This window comes from Novosphingobium anseongense (assembly GCF_037482895.1).
Lineage (GTDB): Bacteria > Pseudomonadota > Alphaproteobacteria > Sphingomonadales > Sphingomonadaceae > Novosphingobium > Novosphingobium anseongense.
On the sequence record NZ_JBBHJZ010000001.1, the window covers coordinates 180104 to 201141 of the forward strand.

A 21038-nucleotide genomic window follows, 5' to 3' on the forward strand; every position below is an offset into this window, starting at 1 on the left:
AGATCGCCTGCATTCAGCGCAGCAGTACCGGCAATCCCGAGACTCCCTGTTGCTCGAGCCCACCGGTCATGAACGGCGCTTCGGCCGCGGGATCGAGCCGGAGCTTGGGGAAGGCGTCGAGCAGCGCATTGATCCCAGCCTCGATCTCGACGCGCGCGACGTTCATGCCTAGGCAGCGGTGCGTGCCAAGGCCGAAGGCCATGTTGGTCAGCTTGTCGCGGTGGAGGTCGTAGACATCGGGATTTCCCAGCGTGCGGGATCTCGGTTGGCGGGCCCGAGGCCGAGTTCGAGCACCGAGCCTGCGGCGATCTGGTGGCCATAGAACTCGGTGTCGGCGGTGACCATGCGGTAGAAGTAGGGCGCGGTCGGGTTCCAGCGGAGGCCTTCCTCGATCGCGTCGCCCAGCAGGGCGCGGTCGTCCCTGACCGCTTCGAACTGGTCGCGGTGGGTCAGGAGCGCGAAGAGCGTGATGCCCATCTGCCGCCAAGAGGTGCCGCCGCCGGCGACCATGACAAGCTTGGCATGAGTCATGATCTCACGATCGGACAGCGGGCGCGGGTCGGCGCCGGGCATCATCAGCTTGGTTTTCAGGAGGAAGCTGATCAGATCGTCCTGTGGCTCGGCGCGGCGTGCGGCGATCAGGCCGAGCAGGGTGTCCTCGACGATCCGGCCGTTGCGCACGCGGTCTTCCATGGTCGTGTTGCGGCTCTGCGACGTGGAGTGGAGATAGGCGTGGCGGAAGGTCAGCGCCTCGTCGCCCGAAAGACCGATCGCGGTCGTTATCGTATAGACGGGCACGCGCGCGCAGAAGTCGAGGTTGAGTTCGGCGCGGTCGTCCTTGGCCATGCGCGCTATCAGCCGCTCGACGATGCCGTCGATCGTGCGCGTACGCCACCAGCCCATAGCCTCGGGCATGAGGAACTTGGGCTGGATCGTGCGGCGATAGGCGCGGTGCATCGGCGGATCCATTTCGAGGATCCCCATGGTCTTCTCGTTCGCCGGATTGTCGTTGCCCTGGACGCCGTTCGAGAAGGTCTGCGCGTCGCGGAAGGCAGCCTCGCAGGCCTCGTAGGTCAGCACCGAATAATGCTGGCGGCCGCGGGCGCGCACGTGGCGATCGTGGTGCGGCAGGCCGAGCAGTTCGCGCAGCCGGCCCTTGTGCACCGGTGCCTCGGCGCGCAGCCGGTGGACCTGCGGCATGATCGCGTCGACATCGACGGCGTTGCCTATGTCCTCGGCCTCGCGGCGAACGTCGTAGAGTTTCTCGTAAAGCGGATCGTCGGCGACGAGGACGTTGGTCATCAGGCGGGCTCACCGGCGGCGACGGCACGGGCGAGGCGCGCCTCGGGCGTCTCGTGGGGCAGGCGGCGCGCGGCCAGCCACAGCAGAACGAGCGCGATGGGGGCTAGCGCCATCATCGACAGCAGGCCGGCGGTCAGCGAGCCGGTAACGGCGCTGACCTTACCCGCCCAATAGGGACCCGTGCCCGAGGAGATCACGATCGCCACGAGCGAGAAGGCGGCGGCCGCGGCGCCGCGCATGCGCGGGAGGACGAGGTCCTGAACCATCGCGGCAATGCCGCCGCTCCACAGCGCGGTGATCAGGCCGAGCGCGAAGTAGGCGGCCAGGAACACCGGATAGTCGATCACCGTCATCATCACGATGATGCAAGGGACCTGGCCGATCATGCTGATCCCGGCCATGCCCAAGGGCGCGCGCCGGTCGCGCTGTTTCCAGCGGTCGGTGAAATAGCCGCCGAGCAGCACGCCGGCGATCGCGCCGACGATGTGGATCGCGCCGAGCGAGAAGCCGATCTCGTGCGCCGGGATCTGATAGGTGCGCATGGCATAGGGCGCCGACCAGACGCTAACCGCCCCGCCGACGCAGGCGATCAGCGCAGTCGCGGCGGTGCCCATGACGAAGGTCGGATCACCGAAGGTGAGCTTGAACAGCGGCCGGTCGCGGTAGGACTGAATCTGTCCCCAGGTGAGCACGGCATAGGCGCCGAGACCGAACGAGGCCCATTGCGCCAAGTCACCCGTCGCGCGCGCCACCAGCGTGGCGATCACGACGATGGCCCCGGCGATCAGCAGATTGCTGACGAGGCCCTTGCTGCCGCCGACGCGGTAGACGCTGAGCACGGTGAAGGGCGGGATCGCCGTGGCGAACTCGCCGAGCACGAAGCGCCCGGCCGAGCGCACCTCGAGCGGACGCGGTGGCTCGCGGATGGCGAGCACGGCGAGCGCGAGCAGCAGGCCGGGCAGGCCCACCGCGATCAGCGCGGCTTTCCATGGCGCGGTGCCGCAGGCGCCGGCGAGCGGCAATGCCTGGCACATGTCCTGCCAGTGGGTCAGGAAATAGCCGCCGACGAACATGGCCAGCGCGCCACCGACGAAGACGCCCGAGAGCAGCACGCTCATGGCCATGGCGCGGCGGCGTTGCGGGATCATGTCGGCAAGCAGAGAATGCGAGCAGGGATTGGCGACGGCCTCGCCCACGCCCACGCCTATTCGGGCGACGCCGAGCATGGCGAAGCTCGAGGCAGCGCCGCCCAGCGCGGTCATGATCGACCACAGCGCGAGGCCCAGCGCCATGACTTTCTTGCGCGGCAGCCCGTCGGAGATCTTGCCCATGGCGATGCCGACGACCGAGTAGAATACGGCAAACGCCGTACCCAGGAGAAAGCCCAGGTCGGCGTCGTCGAGTTTCAGGTCTTGCTTGATCGATTGCGCCAGGATCGAGACGATATGGCGGTCGAGGTAGTTGAAGACGTTGGCGAGCGTCAGGACTGCGAGAGCATACCACGCGGCCTTGGGAATGGCCGGGGCGCGGCTTTCCTTAGAGGGCTCCGAGCCCTCTGCGATTGTCGCCACGCCCTCGTCCTCTTCTTTATCGTTGTCGCGGTTTCCCGCGCATCAGGAGATGCGCAGGAACTTCTTGGCGTTGTTGTAGATGATGTCCTGGATGTCCTTCTCGGGAACTCCGGCAAAGTCACGCTTGATGATCGCGTGGCTGTTCGGGAAAGTCGTTTCCGAGTGCGGATAGTCCGACGACCACATGATGTTCTTGCCACCCGGCAGGTCGCGCGAGAGGATGCCCGTGCGGTCCTGGATGAAAGAGCCCCAGACGTTCTGGTCCATGTAGTGGCTGGGCAGCTTGTCGATCGGGCTGTCCATCCAGTAGCGCTGCTTTTCCCAGGTGCGGTCGCAGTATTCAGCGTACCAGGCAAACCAGCCCACACCCGATTCCATCATGCCGATGCGCAGGTCGGGGAAGCGGTCGAAGATGCCGTTGAAGATGAAGATGCCGACCGTCTCGGCCATCGCCAGCTTCGACATCGGCATGTCGGGCAAGAAGTGCTGCTTCTCACCGAAGCGCGGCACGCGACCGCCGAGGTGGAAGGTGATGGTCATGCCGAGGTCGCTGAGCACCTTCCAGAGCTTGTCGAACTCGGGCTGGTAATACTGCAGCGCGCCCTTGGGATCGCCGGTCTGTGCCGAAACCTGGCCCGACTTCATGTTCTTGATCTCGGAGGTGGTCTTCCAGGCTTCCGCGTTCTGCGGAAAGGCCGGGAGCTGGACCATCTTGAAGCCCATCTTGCCCAGGCGCTTCACGTGCTCGATCGTCTCGTCGACGTCGCGCATCGGCGCATGACCGACGGGGAACAGACGGTGCGGCGCATTAGAGGCCCAGTCCATCACCCAGGTCGAGAAGGCTTCGAAGCTGGCGAGGTAGAGGTCGTTGTCGAACGAGCCGAGCGGACCGCCGCCGAACAGGATCGCCTGGTCGATGCCGTCGAGATCCATGTCGGCAAGGCGCTTGGCCGGATCATAGGTGTTGCGCTGGTCGGACAGGCGGCCGACCATCTTGAAGTCCTTGCCCGAGCGACCCGCCTGGTTGTTGATCATCATCACCGGGCGGCGATTGCCCTCGAACAGGATGTAGTCGCACTCGTCGCCGTGCTCGATCTCCGGTGCCTTGTGCTTCTGCGACTGGGGAAGGTATTCCTTCCACATGTCGTGCGGCGGATCGATATGCGCATCGGCGTCGAAGATCGGCCCCAGGGTCCAATCTTCCTTCGTGGCGCTGCCAAATTTGGGATCGGCTTCGCTCATCTTTCTGGCTCCTTCCCGTTGTGTCTTCTTGCATGAATTCGAAATCGTGAACGCAGTATCGCAGTTCTGAACGATCAAGTCAAGATTACGACTCGCTGCCGCAGCATTCGGTCGCGCCGCTGGAGCGGTGCGCCGAAGTTAGAATACGACGCCTTTGACCTTCAGATCGATGATCGCCTCCTCGTCATAGCCGAGGCCGGCAAGCACCGAGTCGCTGTCGGCGCCGAGTTCGGGCGAACGGCGCGCGGGCATAGGCTCGCCATCGAAGACATAAGGCACGGCGACGAGCGGGATCGTTGTGCCGTCCCCGTAGTCGACGGTCTGCACGAAGTTGTTCGCCTTGACCTGGACGTCGTGCTGCAGCTCGCCGACGTCCTGCACGGGATCCCACTGGCCGTCCTGGCGGCCCAGAAGGTCCTTCCATTCGGCCAGCGTCTTGCTGGCGAACAGCGCCTTCACGTCGGCATGGCATTCGTCGACATTGGCCGCGCGGGCCTTGGCATCGACATAGCGCGGGTCGGTGGCCCATTCGGGCTTGCCGGCGACCTCGCAGAAGCCTTTCCAATACTTGTCGGCCTGCAACATGCAGAGCGAAACGAAGCGATCGTCGGAGGTCCGATAATTGCCGACCAGGACGTTGTAAGGCTTGGGCGACTTCGGCCGCGGGAAGCGCTGCGTGCCGTCCATCGTCGATTGGGCGATGAAGCGCTGCATCGACCACATCGCGGTCCCGAGCAGCGAGACGTCGACTGTCGACGGCTCGCCCGTCATCGCGCGTTTGGCCAGGGCCGCACAGATCGCGCCGCAGAGCATCGAACCTGACAGCGTATCGCCGAAAGCTGGTCCCGGAGGGCCGACGGGATAGTCCGCATCGTCCTCGGTCAGCGACGACGAGACGCCGCCGCGTGCCCAGAACGAGATCGAATCGTAGCCGCCCTTGGCGCTGTCGGGGCCCTTGGGGCCGGTCGGGCTGCCGCTGGCGTAGATGATGCTGGGAAACTGGCTGCGGATCGTGTCGGCGTCGATGCCCATCGTCTTGCGCGCGGGCGGCAGGAGGTTGGTCAGGAAAATGTCGGCATCGACGAGAAGCTTGGCCAGGACCTCACGCCCCTCGGGCTGCTTGAGGTCGAGCGTGACCGATTTCTTGCCGCGGTTGTAGCTTTCCCACGAGAGGTCGATCTTGCTGCCGCCGCCGATCGCGCCGATCGACAGGCCCCGCAGTGGATCGCCCGTCGGGGGCTCGATCTTGATCACCTCGGCACCCAGGTCCGACAGCATGCCGCCGCAGGCGGGCACGAAAGCCCACATTGCGACTTCGACGACCTTGATGCCTTCAAGCGGTTTGGACATGCCGTTTTCCCTATCTCCCGGTGGCTTTGGCCGCGTTCGCGGATTCGCCGTTAAATTCTCTATTGTGACGCATGGACCGAAATCGCGAATCAGGTCAATATGCGCCGCGTCATTCAGGACGAGAGGGAGAGTAATGCCGGACGAACAATCAACAAGGCTGCCGATGTCATCGGGGCCGGCCGAGCCGAAGCTGCGCGTGCCCGATACGCGCGAAGAGGCTCTGGACCCGGCCTGGCTGAGCCAGGCGCTGGCCTCAGTCGGGCAGGGCGCCCCGGTCACGTCGGTCGAAATCGTGGAGGTGATCAAGACCGTCGCCACCAAGATCCGCTTCAAGGCGACCTTCGACGGCACGGCGGGCACCCAGGACTTCTGCCTGAAGGGTCTGCTCGATGCCGACGAGATGACCAAGATGGGTGGCTCAACCTGCGTGCTCGAGGGGGACTTCTATCTGAAGCTTGCGCCCAAGCTGGACGTGCAGGTGCCCGAGGCGGTAGCGGTCGTCACCGATCGCGAGGCCAAGCAGAGTGTGCTGCTCATGCGCGACGTGATCGCCGGCGGCGGGCGGTTCTGCTCGGCCCTCGAGGCCTTCACAGCCGACGACGCGGCCAGCAGCCTTGCGCAGATCGCCCATCTTCATGCCGGCGGTCAGGCGCTGCTCGAGAGCACGCCCTGGGTCACGCCGCGCATCGCCTCGCTGGGCAACATGCCGCACATGACTGCCGAGATACTCCAGGGCCTGCTCGACGGTCCGCGGGGTGACAATCTGTCGCCCGCTGTTCGCAACGGCACCCGACTGATCGCCGGGATGCGCGCGTTGGGCGACAAGGATGCGGGCCGTCCGCAGTTCCTTGTCCACGGCGATGCCCATGCCGGCAATATCTTCCGCACGGCCCAGGGCTCGGGCCTGATCGACTGGCAGGTTCTGCAACGTTCGGGCTGGGCGGTCGATGTGGCCTACCACCTCTGCGCGGTACTGCCCGTCGAACTGGCCGAGACCGAAGAGCGCAACCTGCTCAACCATTACCTCGAGCTCGGCCGCGGTCTGGGGCTGATCTTGCCGGATGCGGAAGAAGCCTGGCTCCAGTACCGCGAGGCGGTGATGTACGGCTTCTACATGTGGGGCATCACGCGCCGCGTCGCGCCCGACATCACGATCCAGTTCACCGACCGGCTGGGGCGTGCGGTCATGCGGCACGACAGCTTCGGTCTGCTCGGCGTGGCCTGACCACGCCTATCGACGGATGCGAAAGCCCGCGTCGCTCGTTGCGGCGCGGGCTTTTTGATGTCTGCCGTGTGCCGCGCTTGGCAGAAATAGCGAAGGCCGCGCCCTAGCGGACGCGGCCTCGCTTCTGCTCCGACGAAGCGCAGGCACCGCGCCGCCCGATGGCAGCGCGATACCCCCTGGCTCAGTTGCCGAAGCGGTACTTCAGGCGGAAGCCCCAGATGCGCGGTTCGCCGACCTGGACGTCGGCGAAGCGGCCCGAGTTGAAGCCGCCGCCAGTGTTCACGAAATACTGCTTCTTGGTCAGGTTGGTGACGAAGAAAGCGGCATCGATCGGCAGGCCGGCCACGCCATCCCAGTTGATGTTGAGGTTCACCAGCGCACGACCCGGCTGGCGGCCGAGCGGGGTGGTGGTGGGGGCGAAGCACCACTGGGTGGCGCTGACCGTCGACGAGGTCAGCGGCGTCTTCGTCGGGCCGCACTCGGCAGGCATGCCGCCGTTGGCGATCTGGCGCGACTGGTAAGCCAGCGTACCACCCACCGACAGCTTGCCGAAGCTCTCGTCGAGCGGCAGCGTGTAAGTACCGGTGAGGGTCAGCTTGTGCTTCGGAGCCAGCGTGAACTCGCTGCCCGGCAGAACCGAGGGCGTGATCGCGATGAACGGCGTGCCGTTGAGGATGCCCGTCGCCAGCAGTTCTGCCGCCGTGGGAATCTGCTGGATCTTGGTATCCAGATAGGCATAGCCGACGTCGAAGCGCAGGCTGTCGAAGAAGGTCAGCGAGCCATCGGCTTCAAGACCGTAGCTGCGCGCCTTGCCCGCCGCGACGATCGCCGCACCGCCCGAAACGTTCGCCTGACCCGAGGTGAGGCCAGCGAAGATCTGCACGTCCGACAGCTTGTTGTAGAAGCCTGCCAGGTTGAAATAGCCGCTAACTGCGCCGCGGAACGACGTCTTGGCGCCCACTTCGAAGGAGTCCAGGCTTTCCGGACCCCAGGTCTCCACACCAGGATTGGTGAAATTGATGCCGCCCTGGCGATAACCACGGGCGTACTTGCCGTAGATCATCACGTCGTCCGTGGGCTTATAGTCGAGATTGACCACCCAGGTCGGCTTGTTCGACTTGTTCTCGAGCGGGGTGATGCAGGGCGCGGGATCTCCGCCAGGGATGTTGCCGATGTTGTGACGGAAGGTGTCGGTGCAGACTCGCGTCAGCCGGACACCCGTGACCGGGTCGACGAAGTTGTTGACCGCCGTCGGCTGGGCGAACGAAGCGCGGGTACCGGCGGTGATGCCGGTGATCTTGTCGAAGGTGTAGCGGCCGCCGGCGGTCAGCGTGAGCCGGTCGGTGAACTTGTAGCTCGCCTGGGCGAAGACGCCGTGGTTATCGAACGACAGCTTGGTCCGCGATTCCGAGAACGAGCCGATGAACAGCGGATTGGTACAGGCGAAGATGGTGGGCGAGACGCAGTCGGCGAACGATGACGTGCGGCCGCCGCTGAAGCCCAGCGGGCGGCTGAACTCGAGGTAGCCGCCGATCGTGTAGTTCAGTTTGCCGTCGGCGGAATTGCCCTGAAGCTGGAGCTCTTCGGTGAAGGTCGATTGGGCCGAGTTATCCGTGCCCGGCAGGACGTCGAGCTCGATGTAGCCGTATCGCGTGCCGGCCGGAACGATGATCGGCAACTGCGGATTCACCGTTGCGAGGTTGAAGCCGCCCGGGCCGACCTGGAAATTCGAAGCATAGAGGTCGAAATGCGTCGTTTCCCGGAATTCACCGTAGCTCGCGATGTTCTTGATCGTGATCGTGTCGCTGGCTTTCCACGTGGTGGTGTTGATCACCTGCCACTGCTCCAGGCGAAGATAGGGATCGTCCACCGTGGACTCGACATCGTAGATGCTATCGCCGCGTGCGGTCTGCCGCTCGAGCTGACCCTTCGCGCCGAGCGCGGTGAGGGCGGGGATTCCCGCGGTCGCAGTCGGATCGTAGCCGACGATGCGCGAGGTGAAGCCGCGCGTGTTCGACTTGCTGTACTGGAAGATCGTATAGTTCTCGAGATCGGGCGTCAGGTCGGCGACGATGCTCAGGCGGCCCGCGAAATAGTTGCGGTCGTTGAGATTGTCGGGACCGATGCCCGAGCGGCTCCGCATGTAGCCGTCACGCTTCATGCGATCACCCGCGATGCGAACCTTGAAGGTGTCCGACAGCGGAATGTTCAGCGCGCCCTGGACGCGCTTCATGTCGTAGTTGCCGAGCGATCCCTCGATGTAGCCTTCGAGATTGTCGGTCGGCTTGTGCGGCGTGAGCAGGATCGCACCGCCGGTCGTGTTGCGCCCGAACAGCGTACCCTGCGGGCCCTTCAGCACCTGGACGTTCTGCAGATCCATGAAGGCGCCGGCGCCAACGTTGTTGCCCGAGGTCGTGCCGCCCTGGGCGCGCACGCCGACCACTTCGGCGAAATACACGCCGACGGTAGGGGCGGTCGACTGGTCCTGGTTGAAGCCGCGCAGCGAGAACGACTGCTTCTCAGGCCCGTAGCGCTCGTTCGACGAGAGCGAGGGCGTGTAGTTCACAAGGTCGTTCGCCACGGTGATGTTGCGGTTGGCCAACTGGCGGTTGTCCAGCACGCTGATGGAGATCGGCACGTCCAGAAGGCGCTGCTCGATGCGCTGGGCGGTGACGATGATGTCGCCGGTCGCGCTGTCGTCGCTCGACTGCGCCAGGGCCGGATTTGCCGAGGCTACGCCGGCGAAAGCGACGCCGAGCAACAGGCCCGATCTGATAATGGTATTCCTCATAGTTCTCTCCTCCTCCGCAGAAACATTATTGAGCATTTTTTTTGCCGACTGAGCCGGTGATCGGGAACGTCAGGAATTGATCATCGGCACGACGCAGGCGGCATAAGGCCCCCTTCCGACGGGGCCAGCAGCGATGAGTCCGCGCGCGGCGGACATCGTAAATCGCATCAGGCGGGTTGCCATCGACCGATCCCTCATTCCCCGGCCATTTATGCGATGGTCTGTCGCGTAAATGAACGATTTTCATTTATCTTGAAGGGGTTCTAGCAATCCGCCTGTCTGGTCACAATAGGGAATAGTGCTTCACGCGAATGAATTGCGGAGATGGTGTTGCCGGGTTGCATCACACCTTGAGTAGCGTTTCCAGAACCGTCTCGGTCCCCGCCCAGGACATTCTGTGGGCCATCGCGTTATAGCGGATCCCGTCCATTCCCATCTTGCCGGCATCGGGATCGGTGAAGCTGTGCGCGGCTTCGCCGAACACGGTGATCTGGTAACGTGCCCGGGCATTGGTGAGTTCGCCGCGCAGCATTTCGATTTCCTCGAGCGTGGCATAGGGGTCCTGCGCGCCGCAATAGGCGACGACGTCACATTTGACGGTGCCGGGCTGCGCCGGGGCATGCGTCTTGAGCGTGCCGTGATAGCTGACCACTGCCTGGAGTTCCGCCCCAGCGCGGGCGAGTTCGAGCACGCAATGGCCGCCGAAGCAGTAGCCGATCGCGGCCATGCGCGCCGGATCGACCTCGGGATGGGTGCGAACGGCCTCGAACCAGGCGAGCGAGCGTTCGCGGACGTTCTTCATGCCGTCGTCGAGGAAGTACATGTAGGCGCCGTGCGCGGCCTCGGGCGCGCCGTTCTGTACGTCGGGGCCGTACATGTCGGTGGCGATCGCCAGATAGCCGAGCGCCGCGAGTTTCTCGATGGTGCCCTTGACCTGATGACGTAAGCCGTTGGCACTGTGCATGACCATCACCGTCGGGAACGGACCCTTGCCGGCCGGCCGCGCGATCAGACCTTCGAGGCGCGTCCTGTCGTGCTCGCAATGGATCGTCTCGAAAGTGCTCATGATTCTCTCCCTGGAATTGCTGTTCGTTTCCGCGAACATGCCGTGGGGCCGCGGCGCCTGTCAAACCGCCCGCGGCGCGATTGTCGTCGCGCTGTCGCCGTGGCATGAGGCGGCCGATGAGGCGCGCCGCCTACTCCTCGCCGCGCGGTCTGCGCTGGGGCGTCGCCTTGGTGGTCGTGCTGCTGCACGTCGCGCTCTTGCTCGCCCTGATCCGCGCTTTCGCGCCGGACTTTACCGCGCGCGTTGCCGACCAGGTCTTCGGGACGGTCACCGTGACCGTTACCACGTCACCACCACCACCGGCGCCCACGCCACTAGCTCAGCCCGCAGCACCGTCGCTGGCGCCGCAGCCGGAGGCGCCGGCAGCCGCGGCAGGCAGACAGGCGGTGCCGCGACCTATCGCGGCGCCGAGCCCGCAGATCGTCATTGCGAGCCAGGCGGCCGCCCCTGTCGCCGGCCCGGGCAGCACCAATGCTTCGGGCGCAGGCGATGCCGGTGCGGGCACCGGGGCCCGCGGTCAGGGCAGTGGAACCGGCGCGGGATCGTCCGGCATGGGCCAAGGCGGCGGTGGTGCGGCGTCCAAGGCGGTCAAGCTGGCCGGCGACATCAACTCGGCGCGTGACTATCCCGAGGCGACGCGCGAGCAGCGGCTCGGCGACTATGTCGTCGTCGCGTTGACGGTGGGTGTCGACGGCAGGGTCAAGGGCTGCCGCATCCACCGTGCGAGCCGTGATTCGCAGGCGGACCAGATTACCTGCCGTCTGGCGACCGAACGGTTTCGTTTCCGCCCCGCGACCGATGCGACGGGCCGTGCAAGCGAGTCGGTCTTCGGTTGGCAGCAGCGGTGGTTCGGTCCGGCTGAAAAAAACTAGACGCGCTTGGAGCCGGCGCCCGGATCGGGCATTTAGCGAGTGATGACCCAAATCATTCCCGTAATCCTCTGCGGCGGCAGCGGCACTCGCTTGTGGCCGCGCAGTCGTGCCGTGAAACCGAAACCCTTTCTGCCGCTGGTCGGCGATACGACCCTGTTCGAGGCGACGCTCGGCCGTTGTCCGCCCGACGACGGTTTCGCGCCGGCGATCGTGGTGACCGGCGCCGCGCATCTGCCGCACGTCGAGGATCAACTGGCGGGTGCACCCGATGCGCGCGTCATCGTCGAGCCGGCGGCCAAGAACACGGCCGCGGCGATCGCGCTGGCGGCGCTGCGCGTGCCCGAGGACGCGATCATGCTCGTCTGCCCGAGCGATCATCACATCGCCGATTGCAGTACCTTCGTGGCGGCGGCGAAGACTGCGGCAGCTTTGGCCGAGGAGGGGTGGCTCGTGTCCTTCGGGATCGAGGCGAAGACGCCCGAGACCGGCTATGGCTATCTCAAGCGCGGCGAGACGATCGGCGGATCGGGTTTCCGAGTCGACCAGTTCGTCGAGAAGCCCGACCGCGAACGCGCGCAAGGGTTCCTCGATGCCGGCATCTATGCCTGGAACGGCGGCATCTTCGCCTTCCGCGCGCGTGACTTCCTGGCCGAGCTCGGAGCGCACCGGCCCGCGATCCTCGATGCCGTGCGTCGTTCGGTCGAGCAGGGCGTCGACGACAACCGCCGCTTCTATCCGCAGCCCGAGGCTTTCGCCGAGGTGAAGAGCGAGTCGGTTGACTATGCGGTGATGGAAAACACCAGTCGCGCGGCCATGGTGCCTGCCGACATGGGCTGGTCCGACATCGGCAACTGGCAGTCGCTGCACGAGGCGCGCGATCGTGACGCAGACGGCAATGTCGCGATCGGACGCGTCGAACTCGTCGACTGTCGCAATGTCCTGGTCGACACCGACGGACCGCGCGTGTCGGTCATCGGGCTCGAGAACGTCATCGTCGTGGTCGACGGCGACGAGGTCCTCGTCACAACGGCTGCGGGCACCCAACTCGTCGGCAAGCTATCGGGAGCGGTGAACCAATGAGCGCCACCTTGCCCATCCGGGAGGTCGAGAAACCCTGGGGCAAGGACACGCTACCGGCACCCTTTTCGGCACCGCCCGGCAAGCGGATCGGCGAAATCTGGTTCGAACCGCCCGCGGCGCTGCCGCAGCTGCTGGTCAAGTATATCTTCACCAGCGAGGCGCTGTCGGTCCAGGTCCATCCCTCCGATACCGAGACTTTGGCCAAGGGGATCGGCCCCCAGGGCAAGGAGGAATGCTGGCTGATCGTCGATGCGGAGCCCGAGGCGAAGCTGGGCATCGGCTTCCAGCAGCCGCTCTCGCCCGAGGCTTTGCGCACGGCTGCGCAGGACGGTTCGATCGAGGATCTTATGCAATGGCACAGGGTCCGACCCGGCGACTTCTTCTATATTCCTGCGGGTACGGTTCACGCGATCGGTGCAGGGGTGAGCCTTATCGAGGTTCAGCAGAACAGCGACATAACCTATCGGCTTTACGATTACGGCCGCCCGCGCGAACTGCATCTCGACGAAGGTGTGGCCGTGGCCAAGGGCGTGCCTTATCCGCGCGAATACAAGCTGTCGGTGCCCGATCGCGAAGACGTGACTCTGGTCGAGGGGCCGCTGTTCCGGCTCGACCAGATCGAGGGCCTACCGAACGAGGACGTCGCCCTGCGATATGGTGGCGCGCCGCTGCTGGTTATCCCGCGCAAGGGCACGGCCAAGATCGGCGCCGAGGCAGTTCTGCCCGGTGGGTGCGGGCTCGCGGTCGATTTCGATCAAGTGGCTTTCGATGAAAACGGCACCTGCCTGATCGCGCAGCCGTTGCATCGGTGATGCACCGCACGCGGGCTGCGAGCAGGTTTTTGCAACTGTTGGCGGCTTGATCCTGCGGGCCGGGGGGCGCAAAGTCCCGGGCCGAGAGGAGACCTGTTCTGTCCACGATCCATCCCGTCCCCGCCGAATGGGCGGCGCGCGCCTATGTCGATGCCGCGGGTTATGCCGAGAAGTACCGCCGTTCGATCGAGGAGCCCGAGGCGTTCTGGCGCGAGGAGACGGCTCGGCTCGACTGGATCAAACCTTGGACGAGGCTGTCGAAGAGCTCGTTCGACGAGGCGGATTTCGGCATCGAGTGGTTCTCCGACGGCACGCTGAACGTCGCGGCGAACTGCCTCGATCGCCATCTGGCCGAGCGCGGCGACACTGTCGCGATCCTTTGGGAAGGTGATGATCCTTCGCAGCAGCGCCGGATCACCTACCGCGAGCTCCACGAGGAGGTCTGCCGTTTCGCCAATACGCTCAGGCGCCTGGGCGCGAAGAAGGGCGAGCGCGTCACGATCTACCTGCCTATGATCCCCGAGGCCGCCGTGGCCATGCTGGCCTGCGCGCGGATCGGTGCCATTCATTCGGTGGTTTTCGGCGGCTTCTCGCCCGAGGCGCTCGCGGGACGCATCCAGGACTGCGACAGCAAGATCGTGGTCACCGCCGATGGCGGCATGCGCGGCGGCAAGACGGTGCCCTTGAAGGCCAACGTCGACGAGGCGCTGAACCACTGCACTTCTGTGAATGCCGTGCTGGTCGTCCGCCACGTCGGCAGCAGTGTGACCCTGGCCGAGGGTCGTGACCACTGGTGGCACGAGGAGCGCGCGGTGGCTTCGGCTGATTGCCCGGCCGAGGAGATGAGCGCGGAGGACCCGCTGTTCATCCTCTACACGTCGGGTTCTACCGGCAAGCCCAAGGGCGTGCTCCATACCACCGGCGGCTATTTGACCTGGGCGGCGATGACGCACCACTACGTGTTCGACTACCGCCCCGGGGAGGTCTACTGGTGCGCGGCAGACGTCGGCTGGGTCACCGGCCATTCCTACGTCGTCTACGGCCCGCTGGTGAACGGCGCGACCCAGGTCATGTTCGAGGGCGTGCCCAACTATCCCGATCACAGCCGCTTCTGGCAGATCGTCGACCGCTACCAGGTCAACATCTTCTACGGTGCCCCTACGGCCTTGCGCGCGCTGATGCGCGAGGGCGACGAATGGGTGAAGAAGACCGACCGCTCGTCGCTGCGGCTGCTCGGCTCGGTCGGCGAGCCGATCAACCCCGAGGCCTGGGAATGGTACTGGCGCGTCGTCGGCGACGAGCGCTGCCCGATCGTCGACACCTGGTGGCAGACCGAGACCGGCGCCTGCATGATGACGCCGCTGCCCGGCGCCCATGCGCTCAAGCCCGGCGCCGCCGCGTTCCCGATGTTCGGCGTGGTGCCGCAGCTCGTCGACGGCGACGGCGCGGTCCTCGAAGGCGCGACCGAGGGCAACCTCTGCATCACGCAAAGCTGGCCCGGCCAGATGCGTACGGTTTGGGGCGATCACGAACGCTTCTTCCAGACCTATTTTACCACCTATCGCGGCAAGTACTTCACCGGCGATGGCTGCAAGCGCGACGCGGACGGCTATTACTGGATCACCGGCCGGGTCGACGACGTGATCAACGTCTCGGGTCACCGCATGGGCACGGCCGAGGTCGAGTCCGCGCTGGTCGCTCACGCCAAGGTCGCCGAGGCCGCGGTCGTCGGCATGCCGCACGAGATCAAGGGGCAGGGCATCTATGCCTATGTCACGCTCAACGCCGGCGAGGCCGAGAGCGACGAGATCCGCAAGGAACTGGTCCAATGGGTCCGCCGCGAGATCGGCCCGATCGCAACGCCCGATGTGATCCATTTCGCGCCGGCTTTGCCCAAGACGCGCTCGGGCAAGATCATGCGCCGCATCCTGCGCAAGATCGCCGAGAACGACACGTCGAACCTGGGTGATACCTCGACCCTCGCCGATCCGGGCGTGGTCGATACCCTGATCGCGACGCGGGGTTAGGGCCTATGGGCTTCGACGAGCTACCGCTGAGCTTGTCGAAGCCCATGCACAGCGGTAGCCAAAGTCCATGATCGCTCACACCATCCAGCTCGCGCTCGCACCGGTGTTCATGCTGGTGGCGATAGGCAACATCATGAACATCCTGTCGACCCGGCTCGGCCGTACGGTCGATCGCGCGCGCAAGCTGCAGGATCTCCACGCCACGACGACCGGCGACGAGCACGATCTCGTCGTCCAGGAAATCCGCACGGTCGATCGGCGTATCCACCTGATCACGCGTTCGATCCTGTTCCTCGTGATCGGCTGCCTGGCGATCGGGACGACCGTGGCGATCCTCTTCCTCGAAGAGCTGTTCAACTATCCGCTCGAAAAGGTCGCCGCGGGCTTCTTTCTCGTCGCGGTCGGGCTGCTGATGGCCGGCCTGACCTTGTTTCTGCGCGAGATCCGCATCGCCGCGGCGTCCTTGCGGATCGATCGTAACCTGCTCGAACTGCATCGCAAGCTTTGAGGGTCAAGTCTTAGGGCCAAGTTGCCGCTGGTCAAAGCCCCTGTGCCCCGGCACACTGGTGTCAAACGACGCCACGAGGCGCGGGGAGAGCAGGTTTGAACGGCAGTCGGTCCAACGCGACCGAGGAGTGGAAAAGCGGCTGGGCTCTGGTCCTGGCCTGCTTCGTCGGTTTCTCGTTCTTTTCGGTGCCGACCGCCTCGATGGGCGTGTTCATGGAACCGATCGGCCGCGAATTCGGCTGGGGACGCACCCTGATCGCAGCGGGCACTTCGATGACCTCGGTGGTCACCGCGCTGCTCTCGCCCTTCGTCGGCGTGCTGATCGACCGCTGGGGCGCGCGGCGGCTGGGGCTGCCCGGCGTGTTCCTTACCGCCTTCGCGATCGGCGCGATCAGCCTGGCGAACGGCTCCGCCGTTCAGTGGCTGGCGCTTTGGGCCTTCTATGCGCTGATCTCGATCCTGGTGAAGACGACGATCTGGACCGCGCCCGTCTCGGGCCATTTTACCAAGGGACGCGGGCTCGCGCTGGCTCTGACCCTGTCGGGTACAGCCGCCGCCCAGGCGATCGCGCCGCCGCTGTGCAACTGGCTGATCGAGCACTACGGCTGGCGACAGGCCTATGTCTGGACGGGGCTGGGGTGGGGCGGTGTGACCCTGCTGCTGTGCTGGCTGTTCCTTTACGACCGCAAGGATCGCTCGCGCCTCTCGCCGGAGCGCGCTGCGGCCGTGCCGGCCGACGACCTGCCGGGGCTGACCATTGCCGAGGCCTGGCGCAGCCGCCCGCTCTGGGCGATCGCGGTATCGACCTTCGTCATGATGCTGCTCAGCCTGGGCCTGCAGATCCACCAGGTACCGATCCTGACGGGCGCCGGCGTCTCGCGCACCAATGCCGCCTGGCTAGCCAGCCTGTTCGGGCTCGCCGGGATCGTCGGCAAGCTCGTCACCGGCGCGCTGCTCGACCGTTATCGGCCCAACTGGATCGGCGGCGTGACCCTGGCGGCGAACGGTCTCGCCTTCGCCCTGCTGCTCGCCGGCTTGCATTCGCCCGTGCTGATTGTCGTCGCGATCCTGATCAACGGCTATTCGGCCGGGACGAAGCTGCAAATCTGCACCTACCTGACCGCCTCCTATGCCGGCCTGCGCAATCTCGGCGCAGTGTTCGGGGCAATGTACAGCCTGGTTTCGCTCGGCTCGGGGCTTGGGCCGATGATCGCGGGTTTCGTCTACGACACGACGGGGGGCTATGCGCCGTTCCTGGTGGCGGGCACTTTCGGCTGCGTGTTCTGCGGCTTGTTGATCGTGACACTGCCGCGCTATCCGAACTGGAAGGAAATCACGACATGACCGCCGCCGAAGAATGGCGCAGAGGCTGGGGCGTCGTCCTCGCCTGCTTCGTCGGCTTTTCCTTCTTGTCGCTGATGACGGGCACGGTCTCGATGTTCATCCAGCCGATCAGCCAGGAGTTTGGCTGGAGCCGCACCCTGATCGCCTCGGGCGTGAGCATCGGCGCGGTGGCGACGACCCTGGGCTCGCCCTTCGCCGGCCTGCTGTTCGATCGCTTCGGCCCGCGCAAGCTGGCGATCCCCGGAGTGACGATCACGGCGCTGTCGATTGCCGCCTTTTCCTTCGCCAACGGCTCGCCGGCGCAATGGTTCGCATTGTGGTTTGTCTATGCCTTCGTCTCGCTGATGGCCAAGGGCACACTCTGGACCGCGGCCGTGGCCAACGTGTTCGACAAGTCGCGCGGGCTAGCGCTCGGCATCACCTTCAGCGGATCGGCGCTGACCTCTGTTCTGCTGCCGCCGCTGACGATCTGGCTGATAGACGAGGTCGGCTGGCGCATGACCTATGTCTGGCTGGGTCTCGGCTGGGGCGGGATGACGCTGCTGGCCTGCCTGTTCTTTCTCTACGACCTGCGCGATCGCCCCACCGACAGCGCCGCTGCCGGGCAGCCGCCGGCCGACGTGCGCGCCGCGATGCCGGGGCTGACGCTGGGCGAGGCCTGGCGCAATTCGGCGCTGTGGCGGATCGGCATTTCGACCGTGCTAACCATGGTGTTGACCCTGGGCCTGTCGATCCATCTCGTGCCGATCCTGGGCGCGGCCGGCGTGCCGCGCGGCAATGCCGCCTGGCTGCTCAGTCTCGCGGGGATCGCAGGGCTGCTCGGCAAGCTGGTGTCAGGCGTGCTGCTCGACCGTTTTCGTCCGAACTGGATCGGCGGGCTGACCCTGGGCATGACCGCCCTGGCCTTCGGCCTGCTGATCGACGGCATTCGCTCGCCCACACTGATCGTCTTCGCCATGCTGGTGAACGGCTATACCACGGGTACCAAGATCCAGGTCGTTTCCTATCTGACCGCGCGTTACGGCGGCATGCGCAATTACGGCACGCTCGTCGGCGTGATGAACGGCGCGATGGCCTCGGGCCTGATCGTCGGGCCGGTCTATGCGGGCCTCGTCTTCGACTTGACCGGCGGCTACGGACCATTCCTGATCACCGGCACGGTGGGCTCGATCATCTGCGGGCTGCTGCTGTTCAGCTTGCCCGCCTATCCCGACTGGTCGGGCGACGCCGCCCCGCGCGAACCCGAACAACCTCGAGAGGCCATCGCTTGACCCAGGCCCCAATCACGGCCGCGCAGGAATGGCGCGCGAACTGGACGCTGGTGCTCGCCGCCGCGACGGGCTTTTCGTTCATGGCGATCATGACGACCTCGATGGGCGCCTTCATTGGGCCGCTGGTCGAGGAGTTCGGCTGGAGCCGCACCGTCGTCTCGATGGGCATGCCGATCGCCGGGCTGCTCAGCGTGCTGCTGTCGCCACTCGTCGGGCTTTTCATCGATCGCCGCGGGCCGCGGCGGCTGGCGATTCCCGGGCTCGCCGGGATGATAGTCTGTACCGCGGCTTTCGGGCTGATCAGCGGCGCGGTCTGGCAGTGGGTCGCGCTGTGGATAGTCTATGCCTTCGTCTCGCTGGCCGTGACGGTCACGGTCTGGACTTCGGCCGTCGCGCGGGTGTTCACGGCCGGGCGTGGTCTCGCGCTGGGGCTCACCCTGGCGGGGACCGCGGTCGCTCAGGCGGTTGCGCCGGTGCTCGCGACCTGGCTGATTGCGCAGTTCGGCTGGCGTACGGCCTACATCGCGATCGCGCTGGGCTGGGGCGGGGTCGCGTTGGTGCTCTGTTTCCTGTTCTTCCGCTCGCCGAGCGACCTTCTCGCCCAGCAGCAGGATACTTCCGCGCTACCGGGTCTGACGATCCCGCAGGCTTGGCGCGATCCCGGGCTCTGGCGCATCGCGATCTCCACCTTCGTGCTGATGATTTTGACGATCGGCCTGCTGATCCACCAGATCCCGATCCTGATCGAGGCGGGCGTCTCGGCGCAAAATGCCGCGCTGCTCGCGGGCGCGGGCGGGCTTGCGGGAATCCTGGGTAAGCTCGTCACCGGCGTGCTCGTCGATCGCTTTCGCGCCAACTGGGTCGGCGGGATCACCCTGGGCTTCACCGCCTTCGCCTTCCTGTTGCTCATGGACGGCGTGCGCACGCCGACGCTGATCGTCGTTGCGATGCTGATCAACGGCTATTCGGCGGGGACGAAGCTGCAGATCTGCTCCTACCTGACCTCGCGCTATGGCGGCCTGCGGAATTTCGGCACGATCTTCGGCTTCATCGGCAGCCTGACCGCGCTGGGATCGGCGCTCGGGCCGCTGCTCGCGGGCATGGTCTACGACCGCACGGGCGGTTACGAGCCCTTCCTCATCGCCGGCACGATCGGCTGCGCGTTCTGCGGGCTTCTTATCGTGACCTTGCCGCGCTATCCCGATTGGAACGAGGGGCAGGTGCGGGACGACGATAGTTCGGCCGCGGCCCCGAATGCGAGGGGATTGGCGTGAGCGGAACGGGGCCGACAGCGGCGCAGGAATGGAAGCAGCATTGGACGCTGGTGCTCGCTTCGGCCATCGGCTTCGGCTTCTTCTCGGTCATGCTGTCGACGGTCGGCCTGTTCATGGAGCCGGTCAGCGCCGAATTCGGCTGGAGCCGCACCTTCTATTCGTCGGGCGCCTCGATCGCGACGATCATGACCGCGCTGCTCTCGCCGTTCTTCGGCGTGTTGATCGACCGCTACGGTTCGCGCAAGCTGGCGCTGCCCGGCGTGCTGCTGACCTTGGCCTCGATGCTGCTGTTCGGATTCACCAATGGGGAGGCCTGGCAGTGGGTCGCGCTCTGGGTGTTCTTCGGCGCCGCCGCGGTGACGATCAAGTCGACGATCTGGAGCGCGGCGGTGCTCGGCGTGTTCGAGCGCTCGCGCGGGCTTGCGCTGGGCCTGACCATGGCCGGCACGGCGCTGTCGCAGGTGATCGTGCCGCCGCTGGGCAACTGGCTGATCACCGAATTCGGCTGGCGTGCCGCCTATGTCTGGCTGGGGCTGGGCTGGGGCTCGATCACCTTCGTGCTCTGCCTGTTCTTCTTCTTCGACATCCATGACGCCGCGGCGCGCCGGCACGCCAAGGCCGGCACGGTTGCGAGTGCGGCCGATGCGGTCGACCTGCCCGGGCTGACCGTGCGCGAAGGTGCGCGCGATTGGGCGCTGTGGCGCGTGGGCATCTCCAACTTCGTGGTCATGCTGCTGACCCAGGGCCTGGCTGCGCACCTGATCCCGATTTTGACCGACGCGGGAGTCTCGCGCGGCAATGCCGCGCTGCTGTCCAGCCTCGGCGGGATCGCCGGCATTGTCGGCAAGCTCATCACCGGGGCCTTGCTCGATCGCTACAAGCCCAACTGGATCGGCGGCCTGACCCTGGGCGCGGCCGCGCTGACCTTCGCGGCGCTGATGGACGGCGTGCGCTCACCCGCGCTGATCGTCTTCGCGTTGATCGTCAACGGCTATGCCGCGGGCACCAAGACCCAGATCACCGGGTTCCTGACGGCCAGCTACGGCGGGATGAAGAGCTTCGGCGTGATCTATGGCGTGATGGCCGCGCTGATGGCGCTCGCCGCAGGCATGGGACCGCTGGCGGCGGGGCGCGTCTACGACGTGTTCGGCGGCTATGAGTGGTTCCTGCTCGCCGGTGCGATCGGCTGCACCTTGGGCGGCCTGATGATCATCAGCCTGCCGGCCTATCCCAAGTGGGAGAAGAAGGAGCCCGAGGCCGAAGCCTTCGCCTAAAGGAACAAGCGCGCGGCGCGGCGGTTGTAT

General features: G+C 65.7%; 17 protein-coding genes. 10 read left to right on the forward strand and 7 right to left on the reverse strand.

The genetic code is table 11. The annotated features are described in order from the left end of the window. Window positions 1-13: 13 nt before the first annotated feature. The 5 genes from WG901_RS00830 to WG901_RS00850 form a co-directional block, all read right to left on the reverse strand. Window positions 14-202 carry a cytochrome P450 gene (locus WG901_RS00830; protein ID WP_417602048.1) on the reverse strand — a complete coding sequence of 63 codons (189 nt, stop codon included), beginning with the start codon at window positions 200-202 and terminating at the stop codon, window positions 14-16. Between the two features lie 5 nt (window positions 203-207). Next, the gene (locus WG901_RS00835; RefSeq protein ID WP_339585134.1) at window positions 208-1302 is read right to left on the reverse strand and encodes a cytochrome P450; all 1095 of its coding nucleotides are present in this window, start codon (window positions 1300-1302) and stop codon (window positions 208-210) included. Beyond that, a complete protein-coding gene (locus tag WG901_RS00840; protein ID WP_339585135.1) occupies window positions 1302-2873 on the reverse strand; it encodes an MFS transporter in 1572 nt (523 codons plus the stop codon). Before WG901_RS00840 ends, WG901_RS00835 begins: the two co-directional genes overlap by 1 nt. 42 nt (window positions 2874-2915) lie before the next feature. Further along, a complete protein-coding gene (locus tag WG901_RS00845) occupies window positions 2916-4115 on the reverse strand; it encodes an amidohydrolase family protein (RefSeq protein WP_339585136.1) in 1200 nt (399 codons plus the stop codon). 138 nt (window positions 4116-4253) lie between these two features. After that, complete coding sequence (locus tag WG901_RS00850) at window positions 4254-5465, reverse strand: CaiB/BaiF CoA transferase family protein (protein WP_339585137.1); 1212 nt, start codon at window positions 5463-5465, stop codon at window positions 4254-4256. Window positions 5466-5628: 163 nt separating this feature from the next. Here WG901_RS00850 and WG901_RS00855 point away from each other — a divergent pair, with 163 nt between their 5' ends. Beyond that, window positions 5629-6690, forward strand: coding sequence for a phosphotransferase (locus WG901_RS00855; protein ID WP_339585138.1), 1062 nt, complete (start codon window positions 5629-5631; stop codon window positions 6688-6690). 181 nt (window positions 6691-6871) lie between these two features. On the opposite strand, the gene WG901_RS00860 is transcribed toward WG901_RS00855, so the two are convergent. Both WG901_RS00860 and WG901_RS00865 read right to left on the reverse strand, forming a co-directional pair. After that, on the reverse strand, window positions 6872-9481 hold the full coding sequence (locus tag WG901_RS00860; protein WP_339585139.1) for a TonB-dependent receptor: 2610 nt from the start codon (window positions 9479-9481) through the stop codon (window positions 6872-6874). A 343-nt stretch (window positions 9482-9824) separates the two neighbouring features. Next, on the reverse strand, window positions 9825-10547 hold the full coding sequence (locus WG901_RS00865) for a dienelactone hydrolase family protein (protein WP_339585140.1): 723 nt from the start codon (window positions 10545-10547) through the stop codon (window positions 9825-9827). A gap of 116 nt (window positions 10548-10663) precedes the next feature. On the opposite strand from WG901_RS00865, the gene WG901_RS00870 reads away from it, so the two are divergent. The 9 genes from WG901_RS00870 to WG901_RS00910 all read left to right on the forward strand — a co-directional run bounded on the left by WG901_RS00870 (window position 10664) and on the right by WG901_RS00910 (window position 21008). Further along, window positions 10664-11419, forward strand: coding sequence for a TonB family protein (locus WG901_RS00870; protein ID WP_339585141.1), 756 nt, complete (start codon window positions 10664-10666; stop codon window positions 11417-11419). Between the two features lie 42 nt (window positions 11420-11461). Next, on the forward strand, window positions 11462-12499 hold the full coding sequence (locus tag WG901_RS00875) for a mannose-1-phosphate guanylyltransferase (RefSeq protein ID WP_339585142.1): 1038 nt from the start codon (window positions 11462-11464) through the stop codon (window positions 12497-12499). Next, complete coding sequence (locus WG901_RS00880) at window positions 12496-13311, forward strand: class I mannose-6-phosphate isomerase (RefSeq protein ID WP_339585143.1); 816 nt, start codon at window positions 12496-12498, stop codon at window positions 13309-13311. Before WG901_RS00875 ends, WG901_RS00880 begins: the two co-directional genes overlap by 4 nt. Before the next feature lie 98 nt (window positions 13312-13409). Continuing rightward, the gene (gene acs, locus WG901_RS00885) at window positions 13410-15338 is read left to right on the forward strand and encodes an acetate--CoA ligase (RefSeq protein ID WP_339586614.1); all 1929 of its coding nucleotides are present in this window, start codon (window positions 13410-13412) and stop codon (window positions 15336-15338) included. Window positions 15339-15405: 67 nt separating this feature from the next. Next, complete coding sequence (locus tag WG901_RS00890; RefSeq protein ID WP_339585144.1) at window positions 15406-15846, forward strand: DUF2721 domain-containing protein; 441 nt, start codon at window positions 15406-15408, stop codon at window positions 15844-15846. Between the two features lie 95 nt (window positions 15847-15941). Next, a complete protein-coding gene (locus WG901_RS00895) occupies window positions 15942-17189 on the forward strand; it encodes an MFS transporter (RefSeq protein WP_339585145.1) in 1248 nt (415 codons plus the stop codon). Continuing rightward, window positions 17186-18460 (forward strand): MFS transporter, encoded by a 1275-nt coding sequence (locus WG901_RS00900; RefSeq protein WP_339585146.1) that lies wholly within the window; start codon window positions 17186-17188, stop codon window positions 18458-18460. Before WG901_RS00895 ends, WG901_RS00900 begins: the two co-directional genes overlap by 4 nt. Beyond that, window positions 18457-19734 (forward strand): MFS transporter, encoded by a 1278-nt coding sequence (locus WG901_RS00905; RefSeq protein WP_339585147.1) that lies wholly within the window; start codon window positions 18457-18459, stop codon window positions 19732-19734. The genes WG901_RS00900 and WG901_RS00905 overlap by 4 nt, the downstream gene beginning before the upstream one ends. Then, complete coding sequence (locus tag WG901_RS00910; protein WP_339585148.1) at window positions 19731-21008, forward strand: MFS transporter; 1278 nt, start codon at window positions 19731-19733, stop codon at window positions 21006-21008. The genes WG901_RS00905 and WG901_RS00910 overlap by 4 nt, the downstream gene beginning before the upstream one ends. Window positions 21009-21038: the final 30 nt, after the last annotated feature.